This window comes from Methylomagnum sp. (assembly GCF_054333355.1).
The window spans coordinates 1-9589 of sequence record NZ_JBTEKS010000151.1 but is presented as its reverse complement, the minus strand read 5'-3'; the positions used below and the strand labels follow the sequence as shown (position 1 = coordinate 9589).

The window sequence follows — 9589 nt, the reverse complement described above, 5'->3', positions numbered from 1 at the left end:
CCGCCAGCGCCGCACGCTCGTTACGTCGAAGCGCTCACCCTCGAAGATGATTTGCTTGACAGGCTTTTTGCCGTCCTGGCTTTCCCGTTTCAGCCAATCCCGTATTTCCATCCAGCGGATTTCGCCGTCGGAATTGCGGATGACCAGAAGCACCGGGAATTGCTGGGTCATCCAGTAGCGGGCGTGGCGCTCGTCTTTGATGGTGAAGATTTCCGCGCCATCGCCCTTCCTTTTGCGCAAGTAGGAATCGCCCGATTTGAGTTGCAGGAAGAGCATTTGGCCGGTGGCTTCGTAGGCGTTGTTCTTGAATTCGATTTCCATGTCGATGCCGTGGTCGCTGACGGTTTTTTCGCGGCAGATTTGCCCGGCGAGGGCGACGGTGGAAATTACATCGCCGACCAAAGCCCGCTCCTTGCTCTCGTTATCCAGTTCGCACCAAGATTTCTCTTGTAACTTCCGTTCGCAGATATGCATTTCTGGGCTAGTGAAACAAGCCTCTAAGTCAGGTTGAGATACTGCTGCTTCACTACGTTCAATTTCTGCCATTAAAAAAAGGAATTCACGATAATCTTCCCGTGAACATCGTTTTTTCAAGAAAGGAATAACCTCACTCGTGTCTGGTTCAGTCGAATTGCTATATTCCATAAAAACATACCCTCTTCCTGGCAACCGCATCGGGCAATGCAAATAAAGGAATGAATATGCATTGTACATTTCTATCTTTGTTTTTTTGGCAAAATTAGACTGTTGTTCAGCAAAGTATCCGGGGGGCTTGCATTCCAGTGTTAGTAGCGAAATATTAGCGAGTGGGCGAATGGCTGGAATTATATGCCCTTCCGCTATGGCGTCACGCAAATCCTCACTTGTCCATCCCCATCGTTCAAGTAGCTCTTCAAACCCCAAAAATGCCCGTTTTGGAATTAGTTTCATACTTTGCTTTCCCATGAGCAAACCAACACTTCATATTCCCACTCATCAAACCAAACCCGCAGCCCATCCCCCGCAGCCGCTCTGCAATCGGCCGCACAACATCCTTATCCTTCGCGCTATGGCTCAGGAAAACATCAAAAGCAAATTGAGATTCTTCCATCCGGTCCCCCAGTTATTCTGAGTATTGTTTAAGAAAAGCCCCCTGCCAAACACTACGCCGCTTCCACCAAATCGGCCCCAAAATTCAACCGCAATTCCACCGCCCCCCAAGGCGCACTCACCAATCCCCCCTCATCCACCGCCACCAAATCATGATTTGACAGCGCCGCCAAATCCCGCTGAATACCCGCCTCATCCCGGCCCAACTTCCGCGCCAATACCTCCACGGGTTGCTTACCGCCCTTCAACACCGTTTCCAACAAACGCAACCGCTCCGGCGTCAACTCACCGAATAACTGCTGCATACTCCCGAAATTCAAATGGTAATCCGCCTCCGGGATAGCCGCGCCCATATCCGCCAACCGCGCCGCCTCCCGCGCCCTGGCAAAAGCCATCGCCCGCGATTCCACGCCAATAATCACCCGCCTCATAAACCACCTCCCGTCAAACGCGCCACATCCGTCTCAAAATCGTCAATCAACTTAGCCAAGGATACGAACTGGTAAGAAAACTCTCCAGCATCATAATGCACATGATCCCCCTTGCCCCGTTCATTATCATAACGCACCAAACACTTGCCAGCCCGCCCACAATAAAGCCGATATTTATAAGCATGGCAGCTACCGGGTATTGGCATCGGAACTTGCCAGATAACCATTTCGACAACCAAATCGCCGACAATGGTTTTCTCCCTGAGTATTTCTGTAGCTTTCATGGCAATAGGCCCATCGGTTCCGAGTGGCTCTCGCCGCCGGGCTTTGTTCTAAGCCGCACCCTATCGACAGGCAGAATGTCCTCACTCCTAAAGATGTGACTTAGGAAAACATCAAAAGCAAATTGAGATTCTTCCATCCGGTCCCCCGGTTATTGGTGATTATTATTTTTCAGCGTTCCCGCAAACACCGCGAGAATAACGAACCCGGAAACGCTCGTTGAATCGAGACAAATCCCGGCAAGGGCAGGTTGTTTTAGTAAATTTCAATACAAGCCTTATCTTCCTTCAATAAGGCTTGCTCGATTTGCTGGCGATAACTCAACAAGGCATTCAGCGTAGCCGCTTTGGATTGATTGCCAGTACGTAGCCATATCACTTTAGGTGGCGATCCAAACAGGGCGCTAAGCTCGTAATAATCCGAATCACGGGTCACGATGACAAAATCATAGTCTCGGGCATAGCTCCAAATATCCCGGTCGTCGGCTTGCTCCATTCCCAACAGCGCAATCTGAGTGGTGCCGGGATAATCATTCAGCAAAAACGGCACTAATCGCCGGGACAAGTTTTCATCCAGCAGCAGCTTCATGAAATCTTAAGCGATTCAATTCGCCGCTCCCGATCCGCCGCAAAACCCAAGGCCGCAAAAATATCATCCCGTTCAAGCTCGGGAAAATCTTCAAGTATTTCCTCAAACGACATCCCCGAAGCCAGATAATCCAATATATCGTAAACAGTGATGCGTAACCCACGAATACAAGGCTTTCCCCCACGTTTTCCAGGCTCAATAGTAATTCGGTCTTGGTAGTTCATCGCGTCACTCTAGAAAGAAGAATTGGGGAATATTTGCTCATGTTACCGGGCAAGCACCCAGCAAGCACAAGAAACTCTACAACCCATAGCGCCCCACCCTCAACCGCTATTTCGCCAAAACTGGCGGGCAGAGCCTAGGATTCTTAGAGGAACCAGCAAAATGAACCGATAACTCACCCCCCCAACGCCTCCCGCAACCCCTCATCCACCGTTTCGAGCCACACAAACTCCAGCTTCTCCTTCGCCTCCGCCGGAATCTCCTCCAACTCCTTGCGATTACGAGCCGGCAGCAGCACCCGCCGCAAGCCAGCCGCCAGCGCCGCCAGCACCTTCTCCTTGACACCACCCACCGGCAACACCAGGCCGCGCAAGCTGATTTCCCCGGTCATGGCGGTGTCGCTGCGCACCGGCCTCTGACTGAGCAGCGAGGCCAGGGACACGAACATCGCCACGCCCGCGCTGGGTCCGTCCTTGGGCGTGGCCCCGGCGGGGACGTGGATGTGAATATCGCTTTTCTCGAACAGGCCCGGCTCCACGCCCCATTCGCTGGCGCGGGATTTGACCAGGGTCAGCGCGGTCTGGGCGCTCTCCTTCATCACGTCGCCCAATTGGCCAGTGAGAATCAGCTTGCCGGTGCCGGGGGCGCGGTTGGCCTCGATGAACAGGATGTCGCCACCCACCGGCGTCCAAGCGAGACCCGTCGCAACGCCCGGCAAACTGGTCCGCATGGCGGCCTCGTTCTCGAAGCGGCGTGGCCCGAGAATGATTTGCAACTGATCTGGGGTAACTTCGAGCTGGCTGATTTCCTCCTCGGCGATGCGCACGGCCACATGGCGGAACACCGAGCCGATTTCCCGTTCCAGGTTGCGGACCCCGGCCTCCCGCGTGTAGTCGCTGACGATGCCGACGAGGGCGGCGTCGGTGATTTCACATTGCTCCGGCCTCAGGCCGCAGGCGCCGCGCTGTTTCTCCACCAGATAGCGGTGGGCGATTTGCAGCTTTTCATCCGCCGTGTAGCCGGGCAGGTGAATGACTTCCATGCGATCCAGCAGCGGGCCGGGCACGGTGTCCAGCATGTTCGCCGTGGCGATGAACAGCACCCGGCTCAGATCAAACGGCACGGCCAGATAATTGTCGCGGAAGGTGCCGTTCTGCTCCGGGTCCAACACTTCCAGCAGGGCCGACGACGGGTCGCCGTGGAAGCTGGCGCCCAGCTTGTCGATCTCATCCAGCATCATCAGGCAATTGCGGGCCTCGGCCTTGCGGATGCCCTGGATGATGTTGCCGGGCAAGGCGCCGATGTAAGTGCGGCGATGGCCCCGGATTTCCGCCTCGTCGTGGACGCCGCCCAGGCTGACCCGCACAAACTTCCGGCCCATCGCGCGGGCGATGCTCTGCCCCAGCGAGGTCTTGCCGACGCCGGGCGGGCCGACGAAGCACAGGATGGGGCTTTTGCCTTCCGGGTTGAGCTTCTTCACCGCCAGATATTCCAGGATGCGCTTCTTGACCTTGACCAGGCCGTAATGGTCCTCGTCCAGCACCCGCCGCGCCTCGGCCATGTCCAGCCGGTCCTCGGTTTCGGCGGACCAGGGCAGTTCCACCAGCCAGTCGAGATAGGTGCGGATCATGGAATATTCGCCGCTGGCGTCGGGCATCCGTTCCAGCCGCTTCAGCTCCTTGAGCGCCTGATTCTCGGCTTCTTCGGGCATGTCCGCCTTGGCGATGGCTTCCCGCAGTTCGCCCAGCTCCTCGGAACGCTCGTCGGTCTCGCCCAATTCCTTCTGGATGGTCCGCAATTGCTCGCGCAGCACGAACTCCCGCTGGCGCTCGTCCATGCTGTGCTTGGTCTGCTCGTTGATTTCCTTGGAAATGCGCAGCACCTCGATACGGTGGCGCAGTAGCTCAATGATCCGGTCCATGCGCCGTTGCGGGTCCAGGATTTCCAGAATCTCCTGCTTCTCGCCCACGGCCAAGTCCATGAAGGACGCCACCAAGTCGCTCAACACCCCGGCGGCCGTGACTTGCTGGAAGGCGTTGAGCAGTTCCGACGGCGCTTGCGGCAAGAGTTCCAGCACCTCGGCCATCATTTCCTTCAATTGCAGCAAGCGGGCCTCCAGGTGCGGCGTGTGCGGGTCCGGGTCGGGAATGCGTTCGACCTTGGCGGCCAGGAACGGGTAGCCGGACAGAAAGCCGGTGATGCGGAAGCGCTGCTCGCCCTGACAGACGATGTTGTGGGCGCCCTCGGGTCCGGTGACGTAGCGCAGCACCGCGCCCAGGGTGCCGATGGCATGCAGGTCCAGGGAGCTTGGCTCGTCCTCCTTCGGGTCGCGTTGCAGCACCACGCCCAGCGGCGAATCGGTGCGCAGGGCGTATTGGGCGGCGGCGATGGAAATGTCCCGGCCTATGGCGATGGGAATGATGACGCCCGGAAACAGCACCATGTTCCGCACCGGGATGACGGCGACGGTGTCTTCCGGCAGTCGCGGCAGGGACTTGGTGGTTTTTTCGGAGCGGCGTTCGGTGGTGTTCATTGGATTACCTTGTCGGACTGGCATGACGGAACCAGGTAGGTCGGGCAGGTACTCCTGCCCGACGTTGCTTGACCCGGGCGATGGCGTCGGGTAGGAGTGCCCGCCCGACCTACCGGAATTCTGTGCAGCAATTGGGTGGATCGGGCCTGGATTCCATGCCCGACCTACGGAGTTCGGTACAGGATGATGGTCAGGCAGCCGTGTTCGTACACGGGGTCGCCGATGCGGAAGCGTCCGGTCGGCAAGGGGATATGCCGCTCGAATCGGCCATAGGGAATTTCCAGGCAATGGACCAGGGCGGCGTCCGGGTCGATGGCGAGGGGCCGCTCGCCGGACACCACCAGCACCTCGTCGATGACGGTGGCTTCGATGGCCTCGTGGGGCACCCCCGGCAGCACCACGGTGATGCTGATTTCGCCGTGGCACTCGACAATATCGACGGGCGGCTCCCACACCGGGCGGCAAGCGGTGAGCCTCTGCGGTTGAAAGAAGCGCCGATGCAGGCGTTCCGCCTCGTCCAGCATTTCACAGGCTTGCGCCCACATCCTGAGTCTTGATTCACGCGGCATGTTGGGTTCCTTCCGGGGCGTGGCTTGATAAGTGTTTGACGTGGCGGCGGCGGCGGAATTCATTCGCGGCCCACGGGCGCGCGGGACTCGTTGGCGAATTGACGGAAATTAAGTCAGGCACCACCCGAAAGCGGGTAAACTTGGCAAGCTAACCCGACCAGGGCAGCGGTTTATCCGGCAGGGTCCGGCAACCACAACGATTCGGTGTTTCCTTAAATCTTTTAGACGCTGGGATGACAACTATGCAAACGATCAAACGCGCAGCGGCTTTCGGCCTGATGGGAATTTTGATGTTCACCATGATGGGATGTGGCAGCGATGGGCCGCTGGGAAATAATGCGCCCCAGGGCCGTCCCGATTGGATGAAGAAGTCCGAGACGCCGCCCCAGGCTCCGGCAACGCCGCAAAAGCAGTAGCAGACCGCTAGTTTCTGAAATGACAACGCCGACCCGGATTGCTCCGGGGCGGCGTTGTTGTATCCGCCGTTGGCTGAAAGCTGGCGGCGCAGGAAAGGGATGTTATCCCCGATGAGCCAGAGGACGCATTAAACCGCATCCCGTTTGAAATACGAAGTTCCATACCCAGCCGTCGGACGCCCTGTATAGGATGGGTGCAGCGCAGCGAAACCCATTATGCCGCCTAGCCCGATGTGATGGGTTCCGCGAAGCTCCACCCATCCTATAGGCTACGGTTTCCAGACGGGACGCGGTTTAGAACAAGGAGACGCCCGGACTCAGGGCAAAAATCCCCGCCGCCCATCGCAGGCCACCGCCCGGTTTTTGACCTACCGACGGCTTGCGCTGAATCAAAAAGTCACTGGAACGCCGCTTTGAGATTCGCCGCGTTCCGCTTCATCACGGATAGGAAGTCGCCCGCCTCGGGCCGGTTGGCGCAAGGCTCGAACGGCAGGCTGGCGACGCCCAGCGCCTGCAATTTCGCGGCGATGTCTGGACTGGGTTCGGCTTCCCAAAGCATCCATTTGGCGGGGTGGCTGGCGAGCGTCCTTTCCAGCGCTCGCCATTCCTCCGCCGGGGGCGTCTCGTTGGCTTCCCAATGGACGCTGTGCAGATTCAGCCCGTAGCGGCGGGCCGGATATTGATACACCGGGTGGGACGCCAGCAGCGGCAGGCCGGGCTTGGTGGCGGCGATGGCCTTCAATTCGGCGTCCAGCGCGGCGAGGTCGGCTTTCAAGCCCGCCAGATTCTCCGCGATGAGGCTCTTCCACTCGGGGCGCTTCCGAGCGATGGCGTCGGCCAGGGCTTGGGCCTGTTGGGCCGCTTGCTCGAAATCCAGCCAAGTGGTGAACGCGGTGCCGCCGTGGGAATGGGTGCCGCCGGGGCCGTGGCTGTGGGTGACGGCGTTCTCGATGTGGATGAAGGCGTCCTTGAACCCGGCGGCGGTGTCGACCGTCTTGAGGCGGGGCAGCGCGACGTGGGGCAGCCATTTCTCGTAGTCGGCGCCGTTCAACGCGATCAAATCGGCCCGCTGCATCGTGCCCACGGATTTGGCGTCCGGCCGCCAGAACGCCGGGTCCACGTCCGCCGGGGCGGGAAAGTTCACCGCCACGCGGGCGCCGCCCAGCCGTTCGGCGAAATAGGCCAGGGGATAATTGGACGCCACGATTTTGAGCGTGGGCGAGCCAGTGGACCCGGCCCGCGCCAGGGGCGAGGCGGCCAGCAGGCACAAGGAAACGAGGGCGCGGCGGCGGGCCGGGGAATGTTCGGTCATGGGGTTTTTCTCGTCAGGTTGGAAAATGAAAGTTTCGTAGGGTGGGTTAGGCGCACTGGCGAGAGGCTTGACACCGCCATTGGCTTTAGATCTGTTTTGAATCGAGTATACGGTGGTGGGAGTGGGCTTTAGCCCACGATCCGCGTGGCTGTCGCGGGCTAAAGCCCGCTCCCACAGACCTTACAGCCCGTACACCTGAACTGAAAATGCTCTAACGTGCGCCTAACCCACCCTACGAAAAATTTACGGGGCCGTCAGGCAATCACGAAATACCGCACGAATTCCGGCGCGTAGGCGCTCATCGCTTGCAGCAGCCCGACAGCCACCAGCCCGGCGGCAACACCGATCAGCAGGATTTCCGCCAAGACCAAACGCGCCACCATCCAGCGCCCGCAGCCCAGGAGATGAATGGTCTCAATCTCCCGCTGCCGCAGCCGCAACGACAACGCGAACACCAGCCCGACCACCGCCACGGTGGCGCCGCCCACCATCACTAGGACGCCATCGAATAGCGCACTCAGCCGGAAGATGTTTTGCAACAGGCCACGGGTGGTTTCCAGGGGCAGGACGATTTGGCTGGTTTGCTCATGCTCCAAATAGCGTCCGCGCAGCAGGGCGGCGGATTTGCGGTCGTGGGGCAGGGCGATGACCGCGCTGATGGGATAGGTGGCCGGGTCGCCGTGGAAGTGGAACGATGCCAGATTGTCCGGGGTGATTTCGGTGTAGGCCACGGTTTCCGTGGTGACGGGAAGGGCGCCGAAGGCCGCGTCCGCTTGGGGGGTGGATTGGCTCTGTTCGGTGTGGCCGTGGCCCAAGCCTTCGATGACCCAGGCCGTTGGCAGATCAACAAAAATGGCCCGGTCGTCGGGGCTGTGGGATTTCGCCAGGACGCCCGCCACCCTGAGCTTCAAGGGATAGGCGCCCGCCAGATCGAACGGATTGTCCGGCGCGGTCGGGAGGCTGTCGCCGGGTTTGAGTTCCAGTTGCTCCGCCGCTTCTGACCCGAGAACGCAATCGCCCAGGATGGCCGGCAAGTCGCCCGTCGCGGCGGCCAGCGCCCGGAAATCGAAATAATCCAAGCTCACGCCGACCACCGGCAGGCCATGGACGCGGAACCGGGCATACACCGGCAGCGGGTCGGCCCAGCCGGTCGCGGCGATGCGGTCCACCTCGGCCATGGTGATGGGCGGCGCGGCGGCTGCGGTGAAATACAGCGCCTTCAACACCAGATCAACCGCGCTGCCCCGCGTCCCCACCAGCAACGGCGTGGCGGCGGCGCGGGCCGTCATCCAGCGCTCCCCCTCGTCCAGCAGCCGGTGCAGGGCCGGGGGCAACGCGCCAATCAGGCCCAGGCAGGCGATGAGAATGACGGTGCGGGACTTGTTGTGGCGGAGGTATTGCCAGGCGAGAAAAAAGTCGTGCCGCATGAGTCAGGCGCAAAGCTCATGGAAGTCCACCACGCGGTCGAAGCGGGGCAACAGTTCGTGGTCGTGGGTCACGGCCAGAAGGCTGGCGGCGCGGCGGTCGGCGGCGCGGAACAACAGGTCAACCACATGCGCCTTGTTGGCCGGGTCCAAATTGCCGGTGGCCTCGTCGGCCAGCAGCAAATCCGGCTCCGGCAGCAGGGCGCGGCACACGGCGGTGCGCTGCCGCTCGCCTTGGGAGAGTTCGCCGGGGCGGCGGCCGAGCTTGCCGGCGAGTCCGGTGTCTTCGGCCAAGCTTCGCGCCCGCTCCCGCACCGAGCGGTCCAAGCGCAGGGCCGGACTGATGCGGTACGGGTGGATGATGTTGTCGAGCAGGCTCAAGTAATCGAGCAATTCCAACTCCTGGAACACGAAGCCGATGCGGGTGATGCGGAACCGGCGGCGGGCGTCGTCGCCGAGGCTGTGGACCTCCGTGCCGTCCACTTCCACGCTGCCGCTGTCCGGCGGGACGATGCCCGCGATGAGTTTCAGCAGGGTGGTCTTGCCCGCGCCGCTGGGTCCGATGATGGCGACCTTTTCACCGGCGGCGACGCGCAGATGGCGAATGTTCAGGGCGAAGCCGCTGGCGCGGCGGAAGCTCAGGTTTTCAATTTCGATCATTCAGGGGGTATGTTTAGAGCGTTTTCGGATCGGATGCACCGTGATGGGAGTGGGGGTTGCGCC

Annotated in this window: 12 protein-coding genes; 1 reads left to right on the top strand and 11 read right to left on the bottom strand. The window is 60.3% G+C overall.

All coding sequences use genetic code 11. The features are described 5' to 3' along the window. The 8 genes from ACXWUF_RS12605 to ACXWUF_RS12570 all read right to left on the bottom strand — a co-directional run. A partial coding sequence (locus tag ACXWUF_RS12605; protein ID WP_458503289.1) for a DUF4365 domain-containing protein occupies positions 1-930 on the bottom strand: 930 nt, incomplete at its 3' end. Further along, entirely contained in the window at positions 893-1090 is a 198-nt protein-coding gene (locus ACXWUF_RS12600) for a hypothetical protein (RefSeq protein ID WP_458495021.1), read from the bottom strand. The genes ACXWUF_RS12605 and ACXWUF_RS12600, both read right to left, overlap by 38 nt. A gap of 52 nt (positions 1091-1142) precedes the next feature. Beyond that, positions 1143-1520 (bottom strand): HVO_A0114 family putative DNA-binding protein, encoded by a 378-nt coding sequence (locus tag ACXWUF_RS12595; RefSeq protein WP_458495020.1) that lies wholly within the window; start codon positions 1518-1520, stop codon positions 1143-1145. Next, positions 1517-1804 (bottom strand): toxin-antitoxin system TumE family protein, encoded by a 288-nt coding sequence (locus ACXWUF_RS12590; protein ID WP_458495019.1) that lies wholly within the window; start codon positions 1802-1804, stop codon positions 1517-1519. The genes ACXWUF_RS12595 and ACXWUF_RS12590 overlap by 4 nt, the downstream gene beginning before the upstream one ends. A gap of 253 nt (positions 1805-2057) precedes the next feature. Continuing rightward, on the bottom strand, positions 2058-2390 hold the full coding sequence (locus tag ACXWUF_RS12585; protein WP_458495018.1) for a DUF5615 family PIN-like protein: 333 nt from the start codon (positions 2388-2390) through the stop codon (positions 2058-2060). Beyond that, positions 2387-2614, bottom strand: coding sequence for a DUF433 domain-containing protein (locus ACXWUF_RS12580; protein WP_458495017.1), 228 nt, complete (start codon positions 2612-2614; stop codon positions 2387-2389). Before ACXWUF_RS12580 ends, ACXWUF_RS12585 begins: the two co-directional genes overlap by 4 nt. 173 nt (positions 2615-2787) lie before the next feature. Beyond that, complete coding sequence (gene lon / locus ACXWUF_RS12575; RefSeq protein WP_458495016.1) at positions 2788-5145, bottom strand: endopeptidase La; 2358 nt, start codon at positions 5143-5145, stop codon at positions 2788-2790. A 164-nt stretch (positions 5146-5309) separates the two neighbouring features. Beyond that, entirely contained in the window at positions 5310-5777 is a 468-nt protein-coding gene (locus ACXWUF_RS12570; protein ID WP_458495015.1) for an Hsp20/alpha crystallin family protein, read from the bottom strand. Positions 5778-5956: 179 nt separating this feature from the next. On the opposite strand from ACXWUF_RS12570, the gene ACXWUF_RS12565 reads away from it, so the two are divergent. Next, entirely contained in the window at positions 5957-6130 is a 174-nt protein-coding gene (locus tag ACXWUF_RS12565; RefSeq protein WP_458495014.1) for a hypothetical protein, read from the top strand. A 397-nt stretch (positions 6131-6527) separates the two neighbouring features. Here ACXWUF_RS12565 and ACXWUF_RS12560 read toward each other — a convergent pair whose 3' ends face one another. From ACXWUF_RS12560 to ACXWUF_RS12550, 3 genes are all read right to left on the bottom strand, one after another. Continuing rightward, positions 6528-7442 carry a metal ABC transporter substrate-binding protein gene (locus tag ACXWUF_RS12560; RefSeq protein ID WP_458495013.1) on the bottom strand — a complete coding sequence of 305 codons (915 nt, stop codon included), beginning with the start codon at positions 7440-7442 and terminating at the stop codon, positions 6528-6530. Between the two features lie 254 nt (positions 7443-7696). Further along, positions 7697-8869 (bottom strand): hypothetical protein, encoded by a 1173-nt coding sequence (locus ACXWUF_RS12555; protein WP_458495012.1) that lies wholly within the window; start codon positions 8867-8869, stop codon positions 7697-7699. Between the two features lie 3 nt (positions 8870-8872). Further along, positions 8873-9526, bottom strand: coding sequence for an ABC transporter ATP-binding protein (locus tag ACXWUF_RS12550; RefSeq protein ID WP_458495011.1), 654 nt, complete (start codon positions 9524-9526; stop codon positions 8873-8875). Positions 9527-9589 lie beyond the last annotated feature (63 nt).

Bases quoted from the DNA above. Each gene is read 5' to 3' on its own strand.
- ACXWUF_RS12590 (WP_458495019.1), bottom strand. From the start codon at position 1,804: ATGAAAGCTACAGAAATACTCAGGGAGAAAACCATTGTCGGCGATTTG.
- ACXWUF_RS12555 (WP_458495012.1), bottom strand. From the start codon at position 8,869: ATGCGGCACGACTTTTTTCTCGCCTGGCAATACCTCCGCCACAACAAG.
- ACXWUF_RS12550 (WP_458495011.1), bottom strand. From the start codon at position 9,526: ATGATCGAAATTGAAAACCTGAGCTTCCGCCGCGCCAGCGGCTTCGCC.
- ACXWUF_RS12600 (WP_458495021.1), bottom strand. From the start codon at position 1,090: ATGGAAGAATCTCAATTTGCTTTTGATGTTTTCCTGAGCCATAGCGCG.
- ACXWUF_RS12570 (WP_458495015.1), bottom strand. From the start codon at position 5,777: ATGAATTCCGCCGCCGCCGCCACGTCAAACACTTATCAAGCCACGCCC.
- ACXWUF_RS12580 (WP_458495017.1), bottom strand. From the start codon at position 2,614: ATGAACTACCAAGACCGAATTACTATTGAGCCTGGAAAACGTGGGGGA.
- ACXWUF_RS12595 (WP_458495020.1), bottom strand. From the start codon at position 1,520: ATGAGGCGGGTGATTATTGGCGTGGAATCGCGGGCGATGGCTTTTGCC.
- lon (WP_458495016.1), bottom strand. From the start codon at position 5,145: ATGAACACCACCGAACGCCGCTCCGAAAAAACCACCAAGTCCCTGCCG.
- ACXWUF_RS12560 (WP_458495013.1), bottom strand. From the start codon at position 7,442: ATGACCGAACATTCCCCGGCCCGCCGCCGCGCCCTCGTTTCCTTGTGC.
- ACXWUF_RS12565 (WP_458495014.1), top strand. From the start codon at position 5,957: ATGCAAACGATCAAACGCGCAGCGGCTTTCGGCCTGATGGGAATTTTG.
- ACXWUF_RS12585 (WP_458495018.1), bottom strand. From the start codon at position 2,390: ATGAAGCTGCTGCTGGATGAAAACTTGTCCCGGCGATTAGTGCCGTTT.